The organism is Parafilimonas sp. (assembly GCF_047606085.1).
In the GTDB taxonomy this organism is placed as follows: Bacteria; Bacteroidota; Bacteroidia; order Chitinophagales; family Chitinophagaceae; genus Parafilimonas.
Window position 1 is genome coordinate 1 of record NZ_JASGEX010000220.1, and the last position, 22,263, is coordinate 22,263.

Annotated in this window: 23 protein-coding genes; 18 read left to right on the plus strand and 5 right to left on the minus strand. The window is 41.1% G+C overall.

All coding sequences use genetic code 11. From position 1 onward, the window contains the following. Nucleotides 1–167: 167 nt before the first annotated feature. From QM629_RS19360 to QM629_RS19385, 6 genes are all read left to right on the plus strand, one after another. Nucleotides 168–767 (plus strand): hypothetical protein, encoded by a 600-nt coding sequence (locus tag QM629_RS19360; RefSeq protein ID WP_415161557.1) that lies wholly within the window; start codon nt 168–170, stop codon nt 765–767. Between the two features lie 191 nt (nt 768–958). Beyond that, on the plus strand, nt 959–1,639 hold the full coding sequence (locus QM629_RS19365) for a hypothetical protein (protein WP_415161558.1): 681 nt from the start codon (nt 959–961) through the stop codon (nt 1,637–1,639). Nucleotides 1,640–1,753: 114 nt separating this feature from the next. Further along, entirely contained in the window at nt 1,754–2,593 is an 840-nt protein-coding gene (locus tag QM629_RS19370) for a neutral zinc metallopeptidase (protein WP_415161559.1), read from the plus strand. A 112-nt stretch (nt 2,594–2,705) separates the two neighbouring features. Further along, complete coding sequence (locus QM629_RS19375; protein ID WP_415161560.1) at nt 2,706–4,082, plus strand: Mur ligase family protein; 1,377 nt, start codon at nt 2,706–2,708, stop codon at nt 4,080–4,082. 122 nt (nt 4,083–4,204) lie between these two features. After that, the gene (locus QM629_RS19380; protein ID WP_415161561.1) at nt 4,205–5,338 is read left to right on the plus strand and encodes a lactonase family protein; all 1,134 of its coding nucleotides are present in this window, start codon (nt 4,205–4,207) and stop codon (nt 5,336–5,338) included. 189 nt (nt 5,339–5,527) lie between these two features. Next, nucleotides 5,528–6,406 carry an inositol oxygenase family protein gene (locus tag QM629_RS19385; RefSeq protein WP_415161562.1) on the plus strand — a complete coding sequence of 293 codons (879 nt, stop codon included), beginning with the start codon at nt 5,528–5,530 and terminating at the stop codon, nt 6,404–6,406. Nucleotides 6,407–6,478: 72 nt separating this feature from the next. On the opposite strand, the gene QM629_RS19390 is transcribed toward QM629_RS19385, so the two are convergent. Both QM629_RS19390 and QM629_RS19395 read right to left on the minus strand, forming a co-directional pair. Continuing rightward, nucleotides 6,479–6,673, minus strand: coding sequence for a hypothetical protein (locus QM629_RS19390; RefSeq protein WP_415161563.1), 195 nt, complete (start codon nt 6,671–6,673; stop codon nt 6,479–6,481). Between the two features lie 31 nt (nt 6,674–6,704). Continuing rightward, complete coding sequence (locus tag QM629_RS19395) at nt 6,705–6,893, minus strand: hypothetical protein (protein ID WP_415161564.1); 189 nt, start codon at nt 6,891–6,893, stop codon at nt 6,705–6,707. Between the two features lie 408 nt (nt 6,894–7,301). Here QM629_RS19395 and QM629_RS19400 point away from each other — a divergent pair, with 408 nt between their 5' ends. The 3 genes from QM629_RS19400 (at nt 7,302) to QM629_RS19410 (ending at nt 9,989) form a co-directional block, all read left to right on the plus strand. After that, nucleotides 7,302–7,724, plus strand: a complete 423-nt coding sequence (locus QM629_RS19400) for an FKBP-type peptidyl-prolyl cis-trans isomerase (RefSeq protein ID WP_415161565.1) — start codon at nt 7,302–7,304, stop codon at nt 7,722–7,724. A gap of 58 nt (nt 7,725–7,782) precedes the next feature. Further along, a complete protein-coding gene (locus tag QM629_RS19405) occupies nt 7,783–9,096 on the plus strand; it encodes a D-alanyl-D-alanine carboxypeptidase/D-alanyl-D-alanine-endopeptidase (protein WP_415161566.1) in 1,314 nt (437 codons plus the stop codon). Between the two features lie 203 nt (nt 9,097–9,299). Beyond that, nucleotides 9,300–9,989 (plus strand): hypothetical protein, encoded by a 690-nt coding sequence (locus tag QM629_RS19410; RefSeq protein ID WP_415161567.1) that lies wholly within the window; start codon nt 9,300–9,302, stop codon nt 9,987–9,989. Between the two features lie 7 nt (nt 9,990–9,996). Here the strand turns inward: QM629_RS19410 and QM629_RS19415 are convergent, their stop codons facing one another. After that, entirely contained in the window at nt 9,997–11,025 is a 1,029-nt protein-coding gene (locus QM629_RS19415; RefSeq protein WP_415161568.1) for a 6-bladed beta-propeller, read from the minus strand. Between the two features lie 191 nt (nt 11,026–11,216). Beyond that, nucleotides 11,217–11,381, minus strand: a complete 165-nt coding sequence (locus QM629_RS19420; RefSeq protein WP_415161569.1) for a hypothetical protein — start codon at nt 11,379–11,381, stop codon at nt 11,217–11,219. A gap of 330 nt (nt 11,382–11,711) precedes the next feature. On the opposite strand from QM629_RS19420, the gene QM629_RS19425 reads away from it, so the two are divergent. Together QM629_RS19425 and QM629_RS19430 are read left to right on the plus strand one after the other, a co-directional pair. After that, nucleotides 11,712–13,619: an OmpA family protein gene (locus QM629_RS19425; RefSeq protein WP_415161570.1), complete on the plus strand. Its 1,908-nt coding sequence runs from the start codon at nt 11,712–11,714 to the stop codon at nt 13,617–13,619. Nucleotides 13,620–13,724: 105 nt separating this feature from the next. Continuing rightward, on the plus strand, nt 13,725–13,964 hold the full coding sequence (locus QM629_RS19430; protein ID WP_415161571.1) for a hypothetical protein: 240 nt from the start codon (nt 13,725–13,727) through the stop codon (nt 13,962–13,964). On the opposite strand, the gene QM629_RS19435 is transcribed toward QM629_RS19430, so the two are convergent. Further along, complete coding sequence (locus QM629_RS19435; protein WP_415161572.1) at nt 13,957–15,522, minus strand: hypothetical protein; 1,566 nt, start codon at nt 15,520–15,522, stop codon at nt 13,957–13,959. The two genes, QM629_RS19430 and QM629_RS19435, sit on opposite strands and share 8 nt — an antisense overlap. Nucleotides 15,523–15,707: 185 nt before the next feature. On the opposite strand from QM629_RS19435, the gene QM629_RS19440 reads away from it, so the two are divergent. The 7 genes from QM629_RS19440 to QM629_RS19470 all read left to right on the plus strand — a co-directional run bounded on the left by QM629_RS19440 (nt 15,708) and on the right by QM629_RS19470 (nt 22,251). After that, on the plus strand, nt 15,708–16,889 hold the full coding sequence (locus QM629_RS19440) for a 2-isopropylmalate synthase (RefSeq protein ID WP_415161573.1): 1,182 nt from the start codon (nt 15,708–15,710) through the stop codon (nt 16,887–16,889). Nucleotides 16,890–16,913: 24 nt separating this feature from the next. Then, a complete protein-coding gene (locus QM629_RS19445; RefSeq protein ID WP_415161574.1) occupies nt 16,914–17,111 on the plus strand; it encodes a hypothetical protein in 198 nt (65 codons plus the stop codon). A gap of 155 nt (nt 17,112–17,266) precedes the next feature. After that, nucleotides 17,267–18,673, plus strand: a complete 1,407-nt coding sequence (leuC, locus tag QM629_RS19450) for a 3-isopropylmalate dehydratase large subunit (RefSeq protein ID WP_415161603.1) — start codon at nt 17,267–17,269, stop codon at nt 18,671–18,673. Nucleotides 18,674–18,742: 69 nt separating this feature from the next. Further along, the gene (locus QM629_RS19455; protein ID WP_415161575.1) at nt 18,743–19,546 is read left to right on the plus strand and encodes a class I SAM-dependent methyltransferase; all 804 of its coding nucleotides are present in this window, start codon (nt 18,743–18,745) and stop codon (nt 19,544–19,546) included. 92 nt (nt 19,547–19,638) lie between these two features. Continuing rightward, nucleotides 19,639–20,259, plus strand: coding sequence for a 3-isopropylmalate dehydratase small subunit (gene leuD / locus QM629_RS19460; RefSeq protein WP_415161576.1), 621 nt, complete (start codon nt 19,639–19,641; stop codon nt 20,257–20,259). A 118-nt stretch (nt 20,260–20,377) separates the two neighbouring features. Further along, nucleotides 20,378–21,844: an ATP-binding cassette domain-containing protein gene (locus QM629_RS19465; protein WP_415161604.1), complete on the plus strand. Its 1,467-nt coding sequence runs from the start codon at nt 20,378–20,380 to the stop codon at nt 21,842–21,844. Beyond that, nucleotides 21,832–22,251, plus strand: coding sequence for a GxxExxY protein (locus QM629_RS19470; RefSeq protein WP_415161577.1), 420 nt, complete (start codon nt 21,832–21,834; stop codon nt 22,249–22,251). Before QM629_RS19465 ends, QM629_RS19470 begins: the two co-directional genes overlap by 13 nt. The last annotated feature ends 12 nt before the right edge of the window (nt 22,252–22,263 follow it).

A 22,263-nucleotide genomic window follows, 5' to 3' on the forward strand; every position in this document is an offset into this window, starting at 1 on the left:
GCACACACCCACTAAAAAAACATTCAGAGAAACTGTAGAAGACACCATGAAAGAAATTCAAAGAAAAATAACACTTGTGAAAGCCTTTTTTAATGAACCAAATGTCGCCTATCCTAAGTAATAGTTAATATCATGCTGCACACATCAAATCATTTTATGTTTGCAGCATGATATTATCCGGCAAAATTTCGTTTAAAGACCTGCAACTCACAGATACAAAAACCTTATTCGTTTTCGCATTGGCTTCAGAAGCAGCGGAAGAATTTGAGCATGTAAACAAGCTTATCTGCGGTATTGGAAAGGCCGCCGCTGCCTATGAACTAACCAGGGCCATTTATACAAATAAACCTTCGCTTATCATTAATCTTGGTTCTGCGGGCAGCAATGTTTTTCCTACGGGCGAAGTTGTTTGCTGCACACAATTTATCCAGCGTGATATGGATGTTCAGGCCTTGGGTTTTGCACAATACGAAACACCGCTCGCCGGCATCCCCCCTTTATTGAATTATGGAATGGACATAGAAGGACTGCCTCAGGGCATTTGCGGCTCTGGCGATAATTTCGAAGTCAATCATTCAAACACCCATTACAATGTGATAGATATGGAAGCCTATCCACTCGCTTTAATTGCCATGAAAGAAAAAATACCTTTTCTCTGCTTAAAATACATTTCTGATGGAGCCGATGGAGCAGCGGCAGAAAGCTGGACAGTGCAAGTGCACAGGGCGGCCGAAGCCTTTAAAAAAATATTATTCCGTTACGAGTAACAATTGTTTTTAACCCTGTACAAACCCGGCAAGCCAATGGCTCATCATCAGTTTACTGGCTTCCCTGCGTTTTTTCTTTGAATAACACCAGGCGGGGCTTCGCGCAAGACTGCACCAGATTTTCAAACATGGCACAGGCATTAATTGAATTGGGAATGATGTTTGAATAAAACAATATATTTTCTGTCTATATGAAATATCTTTTATTTATAACCGCATTGGTTTTTTCAGGTGCATGTAACCGGCAAAACCATGCAGAAGAACAGGCAACCGGCACTCCCGGTGAAGCGAATAATATACCAAATGAAAGAGATAGCGCCGCATTAAACAATAAAATGAATAATGACACTGTTAAAAACGAAATATCTGCCAATAAATTAATCATTCCGGGCAAAAGTTTGGGCAATATTGAAATAGGCATGGATAACAGCAGGCTTGAAGCGTTTGGAAACCCGGATATGAGTGATGCCGCAATGGGTAAGGCCTGGCTTACCTGGTATGGCAAAAAGCCCGATGAGCATAACAATAAAACACAGCTCAATGTTTATACCGCATATAAAGACACAGCTATGCTTGCCAAAACAGTGCAGCAGATTCGCAGCACATCATCTTTTTTCGAAACAGCTGGCGGGTTGCATGTTTATACTTCTTTGAATGATATACAGCAACAGTTTCCCGGCTTGAAAAAGGTTGCTGCCTATACAGATGACGGAAGAAAAGTTGATATATACGATGCGCAGCGGCAAGGTATTGCATTCGAAATTGCAACCGCAGATGCGCAGCAAATATGCACAGGCATTATCGTGCACAAAAGTGGCATTAAAGTAACGCAGGTTTATATGTCGCTGCATCCCGGCATGCACATTTTATAATTGAGAAATTTTATTCATACAATGATTATTTACAAGAATAACAATGCCCTGAAAAATTCTGCAACATTTAATATTTACCAATTTTCAAATAACTTCATTTAAAAAATTTTTTCTATGCAATGGAGAGGCCGCCGCGAAAGCGGCAATATAGAAGACCGTCGCGGCATGTCGGGTGGCACTTTAGCTTTTGGCGGGATTGGCGGTTTAATTATAGCTGCCATAGTTTATTTTTTGGGCGGAGACCCAAGCCAGATAACCCAGCAGGACACTGCCCAGCAAACACAAAGCGGCTACCAGGATCCGGATGATCCTAATGACACACTAAAACAATACATGGATGTGGTGTTAACTTCTGCCAATGAAGTGTGGGCGGATCAATTCAATAAAATGGGCAGGCAATATACTGACCCAACGCTTGTTTTATTTACAGGCCAAACACAGGCCGGTTGCGGTATGGCCAGTTCGGCAACCGGGCCTTTTTATTGCCCTGCCGACCAGAAAGTATATATTGACCTTTCTTTTTTTAATGAATTAACCAATCGCTTCGGCGCAGAAAAAGGCGATTTTGCCATGGCTTACGTTTTGGCGCATGAATTAGGCCATCACGTTCAGCACCTGCTGGGCATTACTGATAAAGTTGATGCCATGCGGCAGCGTTTAAGCGAAACAGGTTATAATAAGCTAAGTGTGAAGCTTGAATTACAGGCCGATTTTCTTGCAGGCGTTTGGGCCCATTATAATCAGTCTTATCTTGAGCGGGGAGATATAGAAGAAGCTTTAAGCGCAGCCAGTGCCGTGGGCGACGACCGTTTGCAAAAAGCAGCGCAGGGCCGTGTGGTGCCCGACGCTTTCACGCATGGCACATCACAGCAAAGAATGTATTGGTTTAAAAAAGGCTATCAAACAGGCGATATAAGCCAGGGCGACACGTTTAACGATCCTTCACTTAATTAGCGGCAGCAAGGTTTTTATCTCTCTGTCATCATAATAGCTGTATCTTATTGCAGTCATACTTATCAGCAGTAATCATACCTAATGTTGTTATATTGCCGCGCTTAAATAAATTATGATCACTTCCATAAACGATTTTCAAAACATTTTCTTTATAGGCATTGCAGGCACAGGCATGAGCGCTTTGGCACAGTATTTAAAGGCAGTCAATAAAAATGTAAGCGGCAGCGACCGCTTTTTTAAGCCGGGAGAATTTAATGAAACAAAAAGCAAATTAGAAGCCGAAGGCATTACCTGTTTTCTTCAAAATGGGGAAGGTATTAACAGCAATGTTGAGCTTGTAATTGTTTCAGCAGCCGTTGAAGATACCGTTCCGGAACTGCAAAAAGCAAGGGAATTACATATTCCTGTTATCAGGCGCAGCGAACTGCTGGCTTTAATCACCAAAACAAAAAGAACAATTGCCGTAGGCGGTACATCCGGCAAAAGCACAACGGTGGCCATGCTGTTTGAAATACTGGAATATGCAGGCCTGCAGCCGGGCCTTATAAGCGGCGCAGGTTTAACACGGCTGATAAAGCAGGGCAGCATAGGCAATGCAAAAGCCGGCCATGGCGAATGGCTTATTATAGAAGCAGATGAAAGCGATGGCAGCATTGTGCAGTATCATCCATCCATTGGCATATTGCTGAATATTGATAAAGACCATAAAGATTATCCTGAACTGGTAAAGCTTTTTACACAGTTTAAAAATAACAGCGAAACATTTATTGTTAATCAGAATAACAGGCTTGCGGCAGAACTGTCTCAAAACATTGAATATGATTTTTCTGCGGATGAAAAGATGAAGGCCGGTTATACCGCAATAAATTTTCAGCAGCAGGGTTTTGAAATAAATTTTGATCTTCATCAAACATCATTCAGCCTGCATGCGATTGGAAAGCATAATGCAGAAAATGCATTGGCAGCTATTGCAGCCGCTAACATAGCGGGTGTTGAATTAAATGTTTGTGCTGGGGCATTGCAGCGTTATGAAGGCATTTATCGCCGCCACCAGGTTATAGGCCATAAGCGTGGTGTGTGGCTGGTGGATGATTATGCGCATAACCCCACCAAGTGCGCTGCCAGCATTAAAGCCTGCCAGCCGGTGGCAGAAAAATTAATTGCCTGGTTTCAGCCGCATGGCTATGCACCCACGAAATTTTTACGGGCAGATTATGTAAAAGAAATTGCTGCTGCCCTGCGGCCACAGGATGAGATATGGATGAGTGAGATTTTTTATGCAGGCGGCGCTGCAGTAAAAGATATTTCAGCCAATGACTTAATTAATGGTATAAAAATTTTACATAAAAATGCATTCTTTATTGAACACAGAAATGATTTTCCTGCTGCCATTCAATCGCATTTAACTGATGACTGCATAGTGCTGCTGATGGGCGCCAGAGATCCATCGCTGGAAACATTTGCCAACTTTGTGTGGAATAATATTTAAGGGAAGAGACTGGCTCAGTCTTTTTAGACTGAGCCAGTCTTATAACGCATTCTTCTAAATTAACAACTCAATTTTCTGATCTTCTTTTACATTTACAATCATTAAAAATTTATAGTTATTATATGAAAAAGTTGTTGTTAATACTAATTGCTGCATTTGCCATGATGAATGTAAAAGCGCAAAACCCAATCCAGTATTTATTTGTGGGCACTTATACGGATGGCGGTGCAAACGATGGTATTTACGTTTATAAATTTAACCCGAACAAAGGTGAGGCAACGCTGGTGAGCAAAACAAGCGGCGTGCAAAACCCTTCATGGCTATGCGTTACAAAAGACGCCAGATTTGTATATGCAGTAAACGAGAATGGAGGCGATAAACCCGGTGAACTGAGTGCTTTTTCCTTTGATAAAAAAACCGGGCAGCTTACTTTTTTAAATAAGCAACCTACTGCTGGTTATGCGCCCTGTTATGTAACGGTGGATGAATCAGGCAAAAATGTAATTACAGCCAATTATGCCGGCGGTAATATAACAGTGTTTAAAACAAATGATGATGGTTCGCTTAAACCGTATGTGCAGCTGGTGGCGCACGAAGGATATGGCGTAAATGTTACCCGCCAGGAAATGCCGCACCCGCACCAGGTTATTTTCTCTCCTGATCAGAAATTTGTTTTTTGTCCCGATCTTGGCACAGACAGGATATATCAATACAATTTTAATGGCAGTGAGGAAAAGAATGTGCTTACGCCGGCAAATGATCCCGGGTATATTACGGTGGATGATGGCACCGGCCCCAGGCATATAACATTCAGCCCGGATGGCAAAACCGCTTATTTAATAAACGAATTAGCAGGCAATGTGATTGTATTCAGCTATGCGGATGGCAGGTTCACGCCAAAGCAAACCATTGTTTCCACAACTGCCGGCGATAAGAACGAACGTGGCAGCGGCGAAATCGTTATTACGCCTAATGGAAAATTCCTCTACACATCCAACCGCCTTGCAGCCAACGATGTGGCTTTATTTAAGGTACAAACAGATGGCAGTTTGCTCGAAAATGGCAAACAACCTGTAAATGCAAATCCGCGCGGTATGATGGTGGATCCTTCCGGGCGGTTTTTATTGGTTGCCAGCCAGAACAACAATACCATCCAGATATTCGTCATCAATAAAAACTTTGGCCTGCTGCAGGACACGAATGTGAAGATAGATGTGCAGAAACCGGTTTGCCTGGTAATGACGCCGGTGAATTAATACACGGTATTCAGGCATACAATCATTGGCCGCATTTTATGAATGAGATGCGGCTTTTTATTTGCCGCAACTGGTCGGTGTCTCACCGAACGGAAAGGTGTATATGGAGCGAAAAATTGAAATACACCCATTAATCATCAGGGCATTTTTTAAAAAAAGCTATTTTTATGCAACTAAAAACATCAAATAATGAATGCTGCCACTTTCACAAAAGAAGAAATTAACCCATTGCACAGCATAGAACAATGGGAGGATGATGTGCTTGAACGTTATCCCCAAACTGATGCGCCGGCAAAGGCAAAAGAAGAATTTCGCAATTACGATAATCCCGGCAGGGATACCGTGCGGGAGTTTTACCGCCTGAACCATACCTACCAGACGTATGATTTTGTGATGGAAAAGCGAAAGGATTTTTTGCAGTTCAACCGTAAGAGGCTGAAAGTATGGGAAGCCATGGAATTTTTAAATACACTGGTTGATGATTCAGACCCTGATATTGAGCTTGACCAGTTGCAGCATTTGCTGCAAACAGCAGAAGCCATAAGGGCAGACGGCCATCCCGACTGGTTTATACTAACCGGATTTATTCACGACATGGGCAAGGTGCTTTGCCTGTTTGGCGAGCCGCAATGGGCTGTGGTTGGCGACACGTTCCCGGTGGGTTGTGCACACTCTGATAAAATTGTTTATCCTGAATTTTTTAATGCTAATCCCGACAGCAAAGATGAGCGTTATAACACCAGGTACGGCGTTTATGAACATGGCTGCGGCCTGGATAATGTGCACATGAGCTGGGGTCACGATGAATATTTATACCAGGTTGTAAAAGATTATATGCCAGAACCGTCTTTATACATGATCCGTTATCATTCTTTCTATTCCCAGCACCGCGAAAATGCATACAACCATTTGCTGAATGACCACGACCGGAAAATGTTTGACTGGGTACGAAAATTTAATCCTTATGACCTGTATTCAAAAAGCCCAAAACCGCCAGTGGTTTCAGAATTAAGGCCTTATTACGAGGAGCTCATTGCCAGGTATCTTCCTGAAGAAGTTTGCCTTTAATATAATCATTTTAAAAAATAAAACGGCGCGGTACTGTTTACTGCGCCGTTTGTTTACTGCCTGCTTTAATAACTATGCCACAAACATTCTCCCTGTAATCCTCATCCTTCTTTTATTATGAATATTCCACAGGTTAGCCGCAGTAAATACCGGCCTGGCATTTTCAGTATATCCTTCAACAGTAACGGTTTCCCTTGCTGCCCTGATTGAAGTTTCCAGCTCCATAGCGTTTAATTCGGCAAACTGGCTGATGAATTTGTTTCGCATATAATTTGTTTTACGTGGTTGGTTAATTTGATTACATAAATCTTCTTGAAGTTCTTGTACGCTTCATATTATGGATGCTCCAGAGGTTGGCCGCAGTAAAAACAGGCTTTTTATTCTGAACCGGTGCATCTGCAGTAATGGTTTCTCTTGTTTCCCCGATTAAGCTTTCAAGTTCTGTGGCGTTTAGCGCTGCAAACAGGCTGATGAATTCGTTTCGCATATAATTTGTTTTTATTGTTTTTAATTTATTGACATCACAAAGATAACGGCATTTTTAAGTACTATGCAAAACATAATACTATTTTATTTTAAGTAACTTGGAATAAATAGTATTCTTTATTTTATTAAAGTATTGATATTCAACTAATTTAAAAACCGCTCAATATATAATTTGATGATAAACGGCAAAATAAATTGACGAAATAAGAGTTGCAAGCAATGATTTGGAGGGAATTAAAAGATAAATTGTATGTTCACCGGCTTATTCCTGATGCTTCTTTGGGCCTTTTCAGGTTAAGTTTCTGAATTGCTTAAGCGCAATAAAATTTGGATATTCCACTCAAAACAAACAAAGCATATTTTCGTATGGTGATATTGCCAACCGATTACATTTGCTTATAATTCCATTATGAATCTACAGGAAAAATTTAAAGCTATGCTACAGAAAAACACCCGGGAACAGGAGCAGTTCCTGCAGGATAACGCCGCGAAAGAAGGCGTGGTTACATTACCATCTGGCCTTCAATATACAGTTGTTACAAAAGGAAAGGGTGATAAGCCCGGCCCATGCACAGTTGTAACGGTGCATTATGAAGGCAGCCTTATAAACGGTAAAGTTTTCGACAGTTCTTACAAGCGCGGCCAGCCTGCCAGTTTTGGCGTGCACCAGGTAATACCCGGCTGGACGGAAGCTTTGCAGCTAATGCCGGTAGGCAGCAAATGGAAATTATTTATTCCATCTGCATTAGGCTATGGCGCCAGGGGCGCCGGTGGCGCTATACCACCACACGCTACATTAGTTTTCGATGTAGAATTATTAAACATGCGTTAGACAATATGGTACTGCCTTAAAAAAATATTTTCATGGCAGTTATTTTTTATTTTGCCACATGCCAAAAAATCGCCTCCTCTTCTGCTGCACATTATTTATTTTTTTTACAGCCTGTTCGCCTTCAAAAAAAGTCGCCGGCAACGGGCAAACCTTTTTACAAAACGCCGCCATCAAAAATGCGCATGCCGGCGTATGTATCTTCGATGCTTCAGCTAACCGGTATATTTATAATTACCAGGGCGATCATTATTTTATGCCGGCAAGCAATACCAAACTGTTTAGCTGCTATGCTGCATTAAAACACCTTGATGACAGTATTATTGGATTGAGGTATTATGAAACGCCCGATAGTTTATTCCTGCTTCCTTCCGGCGATCCAACCTTATTGTACAGGGATTTTACCGTTAACCCTGTTTTGGATTTTTTGAAAACGAATGCGAAACCTGTTTCTGTTTCGGATGCTTTTTGGAAAGAAAATGCCTGGGGCCTGGGCTGGAGCTGGGACGATTACCCATATTATTATATGGCCGAGCGCAGCCCCATGCCGATATATGGAAATGTAGCGCATACAATATTTACGTATGACAGCATTACGCAACAAATCCATTTTGTACAAACGCCTGATGTTACAGGCGGTACATCATACAAACTCAATACAGAATTAAAAAGTCCTTCCGTTATAAGAATGATCAATGCTGATTCATTTAATATTGAATACCCTTTGCAAAACAGCAATTGGACAGACGAGGTGCCTTTTATAACCAATGGCCTTAGCACTGCCGCAAAGCTTCTGGGCAATAAAAGCTGGACGATACATAATATTCTGCCAACATCATATTCAAACTATAAAAAACTGCATTCGCAGCCGCTCGATTCCATGCTGAAGCCGATGATGTATCGCAGCGATAATTTTTATGCCGAACAAACATTGCTGATGGTGAGCAATGAATTGCTTGGTTATATGAATGACGCTGCCATTATTGATACTTTATTAAAAACGGATTATAAAGACCTGCCTCAAAAACCAGATTGGATTGACGGCAGCGGCCTGAGCCATTATAATTTATTTACGCCGGAAGATTTTATTACGTTGCTGATAAAGATGAAAAATGAATTTGGCCTGGAGCGCATACATAATATTTTGCCCAAAGGCAATACCGGCACGCTTGAAGGTTTATACGTTAAAATTGGCGACCGCATTTTTGGTAAAACAGGCACGATAAACGGTGTGGTGGCATTAAGCGGTTATCTTACATGCAAAAGCGGAAGGCTGCTTATTTTTTCTGTGCTGGTAAATAACCATACAGGCCGCGCCCAGGCTGTACGGAAAGCGATTGAGCAAATGCTGATGAGTGTGTGGGAGAAATATTGACGTGAATCGCCAATCCTGAAACGTGCACGCAGGCCGCGAAACCAGGAGCGCCACTACAGTTATTTAAATTTCAAAAATTTTTATGCTGCCGTTTTATAAACAGTTCTGAAGTTTTCACGTTTTACGATATAAATTTAATTTCATATAATTGCATTAATAATAACCTAATGCTGATCTTTCTTTAAGAATTCTAAACCGAAATTATGCTAACCGTTATACGTTTAAACTTAATGATGCCTTGCTTTGCATGTGTTTCCGTATTATGTTTTTCCGGCTGCCTTGGGCCGAAAAAAATTAATAAATGGGTTGCTCAAAATTATGTTGATGCAACGCCAACAAAGAAAAAGAGCGATATAATAACAATTACTTCCAGCGTTAATGGCATGGGGGATGCCTTATCTGAAACAGAAAAGAAAACAAGCAATGTTTTGCCCCTGTTGTTCTATTGGCAATATGATTATAAAAACACCTGCAGGCTCAATCCCCAGATAGCAATTAACAATTTTACTGCCACGGTTTTGTCTTATTCAAATAAAGCGTTGAAGCAGAAGCTTAACGGCAGGAAGCTGGAATTAAATATACGGAAGATACCCACCAGCTTTGCCATTGATGATAAAGGTCATATTGTTTGGGTGATCGTATATGCCTTTTCGTGGGAGGTACTAACCGTGCAGCCTGAAGATAACCAAATGGAAATTTCTTATAAAATACTTAACCAGGATAATTCAGAATACAAATCAGGCATTGTTGATATTTCAAACACCGACAAAGGCATCAGATTAGGCATGTTCCAGTCGCTTAAAAAGAAGACCTTTCAATACCTTGATCAATACGATGCTGCTATAACATCTATGAGCAAAATGGTTGCAGATAAGATCTCAGCCGAATTATAAGCTGCGGTTATACCCGCTTCAGTTTATAGGGATACACTTTGCCCGAAGCCCATTGCGCCACATACAAATTATGGTCGCGGTCAACGCATACATCATGCGGATGCACAAAAATTTTATCGGCCTGGTTCATTGGCTGCAATATGCCATCAACATACATTGGTTCGCTGCCCCCTATGTTGCTTATTACTCTATTGTGCTTATCCAGTATAGTTACAAAGCCTGAGCCTTCCTTATTCATGTCTGGCGAACGCAATACAGCCGCGTATAAATAATCGCCCTGGATCACTGGCCTGCACACGCAGGCGCCGGGCAGTTTTATCACTTCCAGCAGTTTGCCATTTTTTAAAAAACGCTTAAAGCAGTTGCGTGTTCTGTCTGTTATTAATAAAGTATTACCATCAATCCTTGTATCAAAACAAATGCCATGGGCATTGTCAAAATGTTCATCACCATTACCGCGGCCGCCAAAATAATTTTTCAGCCTGCCCTGGTTATCGTACTGCAAAATATATTGTGCACCATAGCCATCGGCAATAAAAATATCCCCGTTGCTGTCAATAATGGTTTCCGTAGGCACAAACTCTTCCGCTTTTTTATAAATGCCGTTGGCATCGAGCGGTGTATCAATCGTCAGCAAAATTCTTCCATCCATTGTGGCTTTATACACCTGGTGCTTTACAATATCGGTAATGTATAAGTATTCCGTACCGTTCTCATTATGCAGCGTTAGCCCATGCCCCCCGGGAAATTCATGCCCCCATACATCCAGCAGCTTCCCTCTTGTGTCATACATTAAAATATTATTCCTTGTTTCATTTGTGAGCAGGATGATGCGCCCCCGTTTATTCTGCACCATTTCATGGCAATCATTCACAGGGTATTTTGATGCATCGGCCTGGCTCCAGTGTGTGTCAAGCGTATATAACATATTATTATAGCCATACACTTTTTCTTTGTTTTCCGCAAAAAGGCCGTGCATAATCAGCAGGCTGCCTGCAGCCAGCGATGAGTGTTGTACAAATTTTCTCCGGTTCATATTGCAATCGTTTATTTTATAAAAGCAATCATTTAGTAACGTTGCTCTAATGTTAAGTTAATCCTGATTGTAAGTAGTAAATGATGGATCCAGAATAAGGCATGACATTATTCATCCGTAATTGGCAACTCATAATTCACTTAAAAATACGGCAACTTCCAATTAACATAACAATAGTAATTAATAAAGCACTATTTAAGCGTTTTTTTCAGTACAGATAATTTGCCGTCAATCTTTTCAGTATACGTAAGGCCTAAAATTTCAGCAACAAGCGGATACACATGCACGTTTTCAAATGCATTGATCTTTTTCCCCGTTTTAAATGCAGGCCCCCACGCTAAAAATGTTGCATGCATATCTTGAATTTCCGGGTCGAAACCATGCTTACCAGGCGTAATTTCTTTTTTAGTGATATTAAACGCTTTGGGCAAATGCGGTGTAAGAATAATATCGCCCAGCCTGTGGTAACGATCATCCTTTTTGCTGTAATGCCAGTGTTTAGGTGTATGGGCGGTTAAATAAACATCATAATCCTTTGCATAAAAACTGAATTTCGCATTATTTGAGATTAATAATTATGTGGATGCAAATTTCGCTTCAAAATACAGAACTATGTCGAAAGTTAAGGCTTGCAGTTTTAACTTTTAGTGAAGTTTATTTAAACAACTTGTTTGCATCTTTACTTAATGAAATACCTGTTGGTTTGTTTATGCTGTACAACAATTATTGCAAAGGCACAGCATTATAATCCTGAAGCGGTTAATAAACAGGCAATGGACACTTACACAAAAGCCATGGATATTTTACAGAACGACATAGATGTAAAAAATGCCATTCCTGTTTTAAATAAAGCCATTGAATACGATGCAAAATTTGTGGATGCTTATTTATCGCTGGCTGGCGTGTATGGTGAATTAAAAGATTATAACAACAGCATGCTTAATTACCAGGAGGCGTTTGCTATTGACAGCGCTTATTCAAAATTTTATCTGCTGCCCTATTCCATCAACCTTGCCGGCACCGGAAAATTTAATGAAGCATTGAACGCCGTGAATAACTTTCTTACTATACCCAACCTGAATGAAAAGAGCAGGAAAAGCGCTTTGTACAGAAAAAGTTGTTATGAATTTGCAGTACAGTATGCCGCTTTGCATCCTTCTGCCGATTATGAATTTGCGCCGGTGAATCTGGGCGATAATGTAAACTCGCCTCGGCCTGAATATTATCCGTCTATAACCATTGATGACAGCATTCTTGTGTTTACCCGCCGTGGCCAGGGCATACAGGAAGATTTTATTGAAAGCAGGCTCACACCCGATGGTTATTCCAAAGCCGAAGTAATTAAAGGCGATATAAATGCTGAGCCATCCAAAGGCGCCATCAATATTTCGCAGGATGGCGAGTGGCTTTTGTTTGCAGGCAATTTTGCAGGAAAAGGTTATGGCAATTTCGACCTGTATATGTCATACAATACACCAGCCGGCTGGAGCGAACCGGTAAACCTCGGCGCGAATATTAATACGGAGTTTTGGGAGAGCTCGCCTTCGTTAAGCCCGGATAAAAATGCATTGTATTTCAGCAGCGACAGGCCGGGCGGTTATGGCGGTAAAGATCTGTATGTAAGTTACCGCATTAATGGAAAATGGCAGCCTGCTGTAAATATGGGCGCTGATGTAAATACGGTTGGCGATGAAATTGCACCGTTCATTCATGCCGATAATCAAACATTATATTATACTTCCAATGGTTTGCCCGGTTATGGCGGTACGGATATTTATATGTTGCGAAGAATAAGTGATAAACAATGGAGCAAGCCTGAAAATTTGGGTTATCCCATCAACACCATAGAAAATGAAGGCAGTTTATTTGTTGCTTCCGATGGTTTAACGGCTTATTACGCCAGCGACCGCGCTGACACCAAAGGCTTGCTCGATTTGTATAAATTTAAACTAAGGCCTGACGTCAGCCCTGTAAAAACCTTGTATATAAAAGGCTATGTTACCGATGCAAAAACCGATAAAGGCCTGCCTTGTTCGGTTGAGCTGAGCATTGACAGCAGCCAGCAGGTTTTAAGCAATGTGCAAACGGATGAAACGGGCTATTATTTTATTACGCTGCCGGTAAACAAGAATTACACTTTCACGGTAAACCGCAAAGGCTATTTATTTTACAGCGATGTTTTTAACCTCGCCGATAAGCCTTCAGATAGTGTATATGTAAAAGATATTGCGCTGGAACCGGTTGAACTGAATGCAACCGTTCGTTTAAAAAATATTCAGTTCGGTTCAAAATCTTTTACGCTGGAACCGGTAAGCATGATTGAATTGAAAAAGCTCATTCAGTTAATGAATGATAATCCATCTGTCAGAATACAGATAAACGGTTATACGGATAATATAGGCAGCGATGCTGATAATCTTCTGCTTTCTCAAAACCGGTCAAAAGCCGTAGTCGATTATTTGATAAGCAAAGGCATTGATGCAAAACGATTAACTGCAAAAGGCTTCGGCGAAACCAGGCCGGTTGCCGATAATTCTACAGAAGAAGGCCGGTCCTTAAACCGCCGCACCGAATTTATTGTTACAGGTTTGTAAATTCTGTTTCCCATTTTGTGGATTAAGATCGTTGCCCGTATCTTTTTAGTAAAGATGCATAATTCGGAACCATCTTTGCCGTTGAATAATTATAAGATTGATTTTATGGAAAGAGAATTACTGATAACAGTTAAAACAGATGAAGCTGACAGGAAAAAAATAAACAGGGAAATAGAAAATATAAAAAAGTTATTTCCGTACCTGGAATCTTTTGACACTTTTAATTTAAGCCATGAAGTGCTGGATCTGAAAAACCACGCCATTGTGAGCGCAAGGCCGAAGCTGCAGGTTATTTTCAAAAAAGGCATTCAAAAGAACAGCAGCTTTATTATAAGCCTTAATTAAGCATATCTGCTGCCTGCCGGTTCTTCTTGGCTTTAAGGTATTTAGTATGTATTATATCCTGCACCGGCACGTTCTCAATCTTGCTTTCCAGCCAGCCGATAATATCAAGATACATAAATGACCGCGTAGCCAGCGGGTTTCCTTTCAGCGCTTCCAGCTTATTTTTCAGCGGTTCAAATTCAGCTATAATTTTTGAAGGCGTTGAGTTGAAAGACTTCCGCAGAAACTTAAATATCTCTTCCTCCACCATATTCAGGTTATTCATTTTTGCCATAAACCTGTAAACCGATTTAATAAGATATTCCACCAGATCATAATTGCCCAGTTCAAAATGTGCTATCAGGTGGAGCAGCCTTGAATAACAGTGAAGGTCAGTCCTCAAATCCGGCCTGCGGTTAATGATAAGGTTGAGGTAGTCAATCGCCTTTTCGTTATCGCCGCTTCCAAAATACAGGCAGGCAATCTTATAATAAAAGATAAGGATACGGTGCGTATCAATATGCAGCCTGTATGCTTCCATCTTTTCTTCAAGATAAGGCACCAGCGAAAGGCCTTTTGTAAACGTGCCATGCATAAAATGCCTGTTCAGCATGGCAATCTGCAGGTAAATAAAGGTTTGAATTTGGGTGTTTGTATCTTTTTGCCCGGCTTTGGATGCAGCAAACGATTCAAACAAATGCAATACCTCATCAAACTTTTTATAATTCGATAAAACAAAATGCGCTGTTGAAAGATTGTGCAGTCCCTTCACATATTGAATAGATTCCGTGTCCTTCATTTCCCTGTTTTCCTCAAACAGGGAAATCCATTTTTGCGAGTAGCGGTAAAACCCTAAAAGATCCTGCAGTATAAAAGTGTACCAGGTGTAAGCCTGGTAATAATAAAGCCTTTCGTAAAAATCCAAATCAAAAACCTGGCAGGCCGGTAAATGCGCATAAAAGAAATCATGCAGCGCTTTCTCATCTTTTTCGTCTCTTGCATGCCCGTTCTGAATATACCAGCTATACAATTGCAGTGCAAAACTGGCCAGCTTGCTTAATCGTGATACCCGCTGATTTACTTCATCCGATTCTTTTGCCAGCTCCTCAGCCTTGCCGGCCATGCTCCTCGTTATATGCATCGCCTCGATCTTTTTTTCAAAAATTAAAGCCTGCAGGCGATGCGTTGACTGGTTATGCGCTTTGGCGGCGGCTTTCACCTTTTCCAGTATTTTCAGCGATTGCATATAAAGCCCTTTGTTATACAGCAACCTGGCATACATTAGCTGTTCGCTCAATATGGTTTCTATGTCGGGTGAAGAATGGGTAAGGCTGGAAAGTAATTGTTTGTACAGGTATGCTTTCATGTTAGAAAGCTGCTGTTTATGGATGGAGGGATTTTTGCGCAGCAACCTGTCTTCATCATATTCCGCCATCATGTCAAGCGCATCGAACAAGGCAAGGATTTTAAGATCGTCTGTGCCCGACATACGCTTTACATGCAGCTTAAACAATCTTTTTTCTGACTTATCAAGTGATTTTATCAACTGGAACAATTCGTCTGTACTCCTGTTAGGCATCGTAAATAAAATTAGCGCAAATACTTACCTGTAAAGGCTTTCAGCAAATTTACAGCTTATTTATAACCGTAAAAGCATCTTAAAATTCGTTTTAAAGAGAAATGTAACATCTTTAACTTTACCTGCTGTTTATACAACTAACGATCGTTCATAAAACAGTACACCGCAAAATCAAAAAAAAATCTATGCAAACAAAAAAGATTAACATTTTCGACACTACTTTGAGGGATGGCGAACAGGTGCCCGGTTGTAAACTCAATACAAAAGAAAAAATACAGCTTGCGCTCGCGCTTGAAGATTTGGGTGTTGATATAATTGAGGCGGGTTTTCCTATCTCCAGCCCCGGTGATTTTGCTTCGGTGGAAGAAATTTCAAAGGTTATTAAACATGCCACGGTTTGCGGGCTTAGCCGTGCTGTTGAAAAAGATATCAATGCTGCCGGCGAAGCGCTGAAATATGCGAAGCGTCCGCGCATACATACCGGCATTGGCACTTCCGATTCACATATCAAATCCAAATTCAATGCCACCCGCGAGGAAATTGTGCAGCGCGCCGTACAGGCAGTTAAATGGGCAAAAAAATGGGTGGATGATGTGGAGTTTTATGCAGAAGATGCAGGCCGTACCGAAAACGGTTTTCTTGCAAAGGTTGTAGAAGCCGTTATTGCTGCCGGTGCAACGGTGGTAAATATCCCTGACACAACCGGTTATTGTTTGCCAAACCAATATGGCGAAAAGATTGCCTACCTTATTAATAATGTGCCCAACGTTGATAAAGCCACGCTTTCCTGTCATTGCCACAACGATCTGGGTTTGGCCACCGCCAACTCCATTGCCGGCGTAATGAATGGCGCCGGGCAGATTGAATGCACGATCAACGGTTTGGGCGAACGCGCCGGCAATACTTCGCTGGAAGAAGTGGTAATGGTAATGAAACAGCACGCTTACCTTGGCTTTTATACCGATATAAAAACAGAAAAGCTGAACCCGCTTAGCCGTTTGGTGAGCGAAACCATGCGTATGCCGGTGCAGCCGAATAAAGCCATTGTGGGCAGCAATGCGTTTGCACATTCAAGCGGCATTCACCAGGATGGGTTCTTAAAAGATAATAGTACGTATGAAATCATCAGACCGGAGGAAGTAGGCGCCGGTGGCAGCAGGATCGTACTTACAGCACGCAGCGGCAGGAGCGCTTTGGCGCATCGCTTCCAGAAAATTGGTTACAACTTTAACCGCAATGATATTGATGTGCTGTACCAGCAGTTCTTAGTCGTCGCTGACAGGAAGAAGGAAGTGAAAGATGAGGACCTGCATGAACTGGCGAAAGCGTATCAAAGCGAAGAAACCGTTGCGGCAACACATTCGTAAATTTGATGATTAAAATTATTTTTTATGGCAACAATACAAACAATGACGCCGGAAGAAAAGAGGCAGCACCTGCATAAAATAATAATGGAGTCTAAAAAGTATAAAGAAGAAGCGCAGGCTGAATTTGAAAAAAGGTGCGACGCTGAAGAATATAAAAAGATTTTTGAGCAGTTAAGAGAAGATAATGCAAAAAAAGGGATAATTCTTCCAGGTAAGGCTTGAAATAGAAGTTTAATTTTTGATTAAGCCGTACAATAATCTGTTAGGTATATATCAATCACTGCCCATGTCATCAAAATAAAATAATTCAACTATAAATAATAATGGCTTCAGAAAACAATAATGTTAGTAATAACACCCCTTTAGGGGATGGGGGTATTGGGCGTACTTTATTCGAAAAAATCTGGGAAAAACATGTTGTAAAACAAATTGAAGGCGGCCCTTCCGTATTTTATATTGATAAGCATTTTATTCACGAAGTAACCAGCCCGCAGGCTTTTGCAGGACTGGAAAAACGCGGCCTGCCGGTTTTTCGCCCGCAGCAGGTAGTGGCAACAGCCGATCACAACGTGCCAACATTAAACCAGCATTTGCCCATCCGCGAAGAATTATCAAGAAAGCAGGTGGAGAAGCTGAAAGAGAACTGCGCAAAATTCGGCATTGAATTATACGGCCTTGGCCATCCTTACCAGGGCATCGTGCACATTATCGGCCCTGAGCTTGGCATTACCCAACCCGGCATGACCATCGTTTGCGGCGATAGCCATACTTCAACGCACGGCGCATTTGGCACCATTGCATTTGGCATTGGTACGAGTGAAGTGGAAATGGTGCTGGCAACACAATGCTTAATGCAGAGCAAGCCTAAACTTATGCGCATAAATGTGGAAGGCACTTTGAACAAAGGCGTGGTTTCAAAAGATATTATACTTTATATCATCTCTTTGATATCTGCCAGCGGCGCTACCGGCTATGCTGTGGAATATGCAGGTTCGGCTATCCGCAGCTTATCAATGGAAGCCCGTATGACCATCTGTAATATGAGCATTGAAATGGGCGCCCGCTGTGGTATTATCGCCCCTGATGAAACTACTTTTAATTATGTAAAAGGCCGCAGGTTTGCCCCGCAGGGCGAAGATTGGAATAAGGCATTAGCTTACTGGAAAACTTTATACAGCGATGCTGATGCAAAGTTTGATACCGAGCTAAACATCAAGGCAGAAGATATAGAACCGATGATCACTTACGGCACTAATCCCGGCATGGGCATTGGCATTACCGGCCATGTGCCGGATTTAACGGAGATTGATGTAAAAGACAAACCTTCTTTCGAAAAATCTTTGCATTACATGGGCCTTGAGCCCGGCGCTTCAATGAAAGGTAAAAAGGTAGATTATGTTTTCATTGGCAGTTGCACCAATGCCCGCATTGAAGACCTGCGTATGGTTGCCAGTTTTGTAAAAGGCAAACAGAAAGCAAAAGATGTGGAAGTATGGATCGTTCCCGGCAGCAAGCAGGTTGAACAACAGGCTTTGGAAGAAGGCATTAATACGATTTTTGAAGAAGCAGGTTTCATGCTGCGCCAGCCGGGTTGTTCAGCCTGCCTGGGCATGAATGAAGATAAAATTCCTGCAGGCAAATATTGCATCTCCACTTCAAACAGAAATTTTGAGGGAAGGCAGGGGCCAAATGCAAGAACATTCCTGGCAAGCCCTTTAACTGCCGCGGCAGCAGCCATTACAGGCGAAGTAACAGATGTGAGAGAAATGCTGCCCCAGCCCTGAAGGGAGTTGTTACGTTCGTGAAATTTTAGGCGAGCTGATGTTTTTTCAAAAACCTTTTAAAGATTTGGAATGATAACTGATAATTTAAATGATGGTGCTCGAATAACTCCCTTTAGGGCCGGGGCATGGGATGCTGTATTATATGATAACAAACACAGTTTCGTTGCCAAATACGGCGAAGATGTAATGGGCTGGCTGGCGCCGAAAAAGAACGAACATATTTTAGATGTTGGCTGCGGCACCGGAACATTAACGTATAAAATTGCAGAAAGCGGCGCTGTTATTACCGGCATTGATGCGTCACCGGAAATGATTGCAAAGGCAAAACAGGCATACAGCAATATTGAATTTCTTGTAAAAGATGCCAGCAATTTTTATTTCGCTAAAAAATTTGATGCGGCTTTTTCCAACGCAACTTTTCATTGGATAAAAGACCAGCAAAATGCTTTGCAATGTGTATATGATAGCCTGAAAGACGGTGGCCGATTTGTGTATGAAATGGGCGCAAAGCATAATATTGAAAGTATTCACGAAGCCATAAGAGAAGCGTTAAATGAAGAAGGTTTTGAGTTGAATACCACCATACAGGTAAACTATTTTTCTTCTGCCGGCGAGCAGGCAACTATGCTGGAAAAAGTGGGCTTCACTGTATTAAACATCATTCAATTTGACAGGCCTACAGAACTGGTTGGTGAAGATGGCATGAAGAACTGGATTGTTCAGTTTTGCCAGGCTTTTTTCAAACTCATCCCAACAGAAAGAGTTGAAACAATTATTAATAATGCTGTTGCCATTCTTAAAGAAACCAACTATGAAAATGGCAAATGGCGGGCAGATTATAAAAGGTTAAGGATAAAGGCCGTGAGAGTCTGAACCTGGATTTGCATGATTTAATATAGCTCTGCGAAGTCTCCGGACTTCGCAGCAATTATGCGCCAAGTCTCCGACTTGTAAAAAATAAAACGATGAGCAAACAAATAAATATCATTAGGTCAACAGCAGTTCCGCTGAACATTGAAAACGTTGATACCGACCAGATAATTCCTGCACGTTTTTTAAAAGCAACCAGCCGCGATGGTTTTGGTAAAAACCTTTTCCGCGACTGGCGTTTTGAAAACGATGATGAAAACCAGCCTAAGAAAGACTTTGTTTTAAATGAGCCTTTATATAAAGGAAAGATATTGGTAGCAGCAAAAAATTTTGGTTGCGGTTCATCAAGGGAGCATGCTGCCTGGGCTATTAAAGACTATGGTTTTGATGTGGTGGTGAGCAGCTTCTTTGCCGATATTTTTAAGAACAATGCGCTCAATAATTTTTTGCTGCCGGTAGTTGTAAGTGAAGATTTTTTGCAGAAGATTTTTACTGCAGTTTTGTTTGATAAAACCACAGAACTGGAAGTAAACCTGCCCGATCAAACTATAACCATACGCAACAACACTTCAACACTTCCGTTTGCAGAAAACCCGATGGAAAGTTTTGAAATAAACAACTATAAAAAAACATGCTTACTGAATGGTTATGATGATATTGATTATTTATTAAGCATGAAAAGTGAAATAGAAGTATTTGAACATCCCCAGCCATAAAGCCTGCCTGGCGGCAGACAGGGGGCGTTATTTATAGAACGTAAACAAATTGGAAAACATAAAATCACATATAATAAACGAAGCTAAGAACACCTCTTTAGGGGAAGGGGGCTTAGTTGTGAGGAGCATATCCACTCTTTTAAGGAATGGGGCTCTGAACGATATTTCATTTGAATTGAAAGAAGGCCAACATTTATTAATCAGCGGTGTTTCCGGCAGCGGCAAAACAATGCTGGCTAAAGCGCTGGCCGGCAAAATTTTTTATAAAGGCGCTGTTGAGTTTAGCAGCAAGTCTGAAATAATTTTTGTTGAACAACACTACTTCTTCAAAACACTTTCCAACACCAGCGACTTTTATTACCAGCAACGTTACAACAGCAGTGATAACAATGATGCATTAACAGTTAGTGAAGAACTGCTTAAAATTTCGATTGACAAGAACAAAATTGATGCGTTGCTGAACCAGCTTCAGTTAAATCATCGCCGGAATGATTCTCTGCTGCATCTTTCAAGCGGCGAGCATAAACGTTTTCAGCTTATAAAAGCTTTTTTACAGGAGGCTGATGTTTTTATCTTTGATACACCTTTTATTGGCCTGGATATTAACAGCCGCAGGGTTTTAAAGGATACTATTGATGCAAAGGCAAAAAACTCAACCATCATTGTTATTGCAGATGTTGAAGATGCGCCATCATGTATAACGCACGTGGCAGCACTGGAAAATGGCAGCCTGAAGTATTTCGGAAAAATTGAAGGGGCTCACAGCTCACTGCTCATAGCTCACTGCTCACCACTCAACGGCACAGTTCCGTTACAAAAAAACAATGCTGAATTTAACGTTGCTGTTCGTTTGGAAAATGTTTCTGTGGCTTATGGTGAAAAGAAAATCATCAGCAATATAAACTGGCAGATAAACCGCGGTGAACGATGGTTATTAAAGGGCGTAAATGGCGCCGGTAAATCAACATTAATAAGCTTAATAACCGGCGACCATCCGCAGGCATACTCCAACAAGGTTTTTTTATTTGATAAGAAACGCGGCAGCGGCGAAAGCATCTGGGATATTAAAAAGAAGATAGGTTTTGTATCGCCTGAACTGCATTGGTATTACGATAAAACTATTTCAGTTTACAACACCATCGCATCAGGTTTTTTTGATACTATCGGTGTATATAAAAAGCTTAGTGAAGAACAAAAAAACATTGTTGAAGAATGGCTGCAGTTCTTAAACATCCAGGCAAAAGCACAGCAACAATTGCATACTATTTCAACAAGCCAGCAGCGTTTGGCTTTGCTGGCAAGGGCTCTGGTAAAAAATCCGCCGCTGTTAATCCTGGATGAACCTTGCCAGGGTTTGGATGAGCAGCAGGTGAAAGATTTTGTAGCGCTGGTTGATAACTTATGCAGCCAGTCAGATAAAACATTGATCTATGTAAGCCATTATGAAAATGAAATCCCACAGTGTGTTGATAATTGTCTGAACCTGGATTTGTTGGATTATAGGATTGGCAGGAGAATTTTAAAAGATGAACATGAGACGGTAACTTATTTTAACTCTGAAATTGCGGTTGCATGCCAGAGTTAAAATATAAAGACATAACGGAAAAGATTATTGGCGCTGCAATGAAAGTGCATGCATCACTTGGAAATGGCTTTCAGGAAGTAATTTATCAGAGAGCACTGGCAATCGAGATGCGGTATGGCGGACTTTTGTTTGAAAGAGAGCATAACATGAAGATTTATTACCGGAATGAAGAAATTGGAGAAAGGAGAGTTGATTTTTTTGTTGAAGGAAAAATAATGGTTGAATTAAAAGCAATTGTACAATTAGAAGATGTACATCTGGCGCAAGCGAAAAATTATTTAGAAGCATATAATATGGAAATTGGATTATTGATAAATTTTGGAAACACAAGCCTTCAATTCAAAAGGCTTATCAATCAAAAGTATGAACCACGATTTGTGGGATTAAAAGATTGGCAGGAAAATTAAAAATAACATGAT

Coding starts and splice junctions, on each gene's coding strand:
- QM629_RS19360 (WP_415161557.1), top strand. CDS start 168: ATGATATTATCCGGCAAAATTTCGTTTAAAGACCTGCAACTCACAGAT.
- QM629_RS19365 (WP_415161558.1), top strand. CDS start 959: ATGAAATATCTTTTATTTATAACCGCATTGGTTTTTTCAGGTGCATGT.
- QM629_RS19370 (WP_415161559.1), top strand. CDS start 1,754: ATGCAATGGAGAGGCCGCCGCGAAAGCGGCAATATAGAAGACCGTCGC.
- QM629_RS19375 (WP_415161560.1), top strand. CDS start 2,706: ATGATCACTTCCATAAACGATTTTCAAAACATTTTCTTTATAGGCATT.
- QM629_RS19380 (WP_415161561.1), top strand. CDS start 4,205: ATGAAAAAGTTGTTGTTAATACTAATTGCTGCATTTGCCATGATGAAT.
- QM629_RS19385 (WP_415161562.1), top strand. CDS start 5,528: ATGAATGCTGCCACTTTCACAAAAGAAGAAATTAACCCATTGCACAGC.
- QM629_RS19390 (WP_415161563.1), bottom strand. CDS start 6,673: ATGCGAAACAAATTCATCAGCCAGTTTGCCGAATTAAACGCTATGGAG.
- QM629_RS19395 (WP_415161564.1), bottom strand. CDS start 6,893: ATGCGAAACGAATTCATCAGCCTGTTTGCAGCGCTAAACGCCACAGAA.
- QM629_RS19400 (WP_415161565.1), top strand. CDS start 7,302: ATGAATCTACAGGAAAAATTTAAAGCTATGCTACAGAAAAACACCCGG.
- QM629_RS19405 (WP_415161566.1), top strand. CDS start 7,783: ATGCCAAAAAATCGCCTCCTCTTCTGCTGCACATTATTTATTTTTTTT.
- QM629_RS19410 (WP_415161567.1), top strand. CDS start 9,300: ATGCTAACCGTTATACGTTTAAACTTAATGATGCCTTGCTTTGCATGT.
- QM629_RS19415 (WP_415161568.1), bottom strand. CDS start 11,025: ATGAACCGGAGAAAATTTGTACAACACTCATCGCTGGCTGCAGGCAGC.
- QM629_RS19420 (WP_415161569.1), bottom strand. CDS start 11,381: ATGCATGCAACATTTTTAGCGTGGGGGCCTGCATTTAAAACGGGGAAA.
- QM629_RS19425 (WP_415161570.1), top strand. CDS start 11,712: ATGAAATACCTGTTGGTTTGTTTATGCTGTACAACAATTATTGCAAAG.
- QM629_RS19430 (WP_415161571.1), top strand. CDS start 13,725: ATGGAAAGAGAATTACTGATAACAGTTAAAACAGATGAAGCTGACAGG.
- QM629_RS19435 (WP_415161572.1), bottom strand. CDS start 15,522: ATGCCTAACAGGAGTACAGACGAATTGTTCCAGTTGATAAAATCACTT.
- QM629_RS19440 (WP_415161573.1), top strand. CDS start 15,708: ATGCAAACAAAAAAGATTAACATTTTCGACACTACTTTGAGGGATGGC.
- QM629_RS19445 (WP_415161574.1), top strand. CDS start 16,914: ATGGCAACAATACAAACAATGACGCCGGAAGAAAAGAGGCAGCACCTG.
- QM629_RS19455 (WP_415161575.1), top strand. CDS start 18,743: ATGATAACTGATAATTTAAATGATGGTGCTCGAATAACTCCCTTTAGG.
- leuD (WP_415161576.1), top strand. CDS start 19,639: ATGAGCAAACAAATAAATATCATTAGGTCAACAGCAGTTCCGCTGAAC.
- QM629_RS19470 (WP_415161577.1), top strand. CDS start 21,832: ATGCCAGAGTTAAAATATAAAGACATAACGGAAAAGATTATTGGCGCT.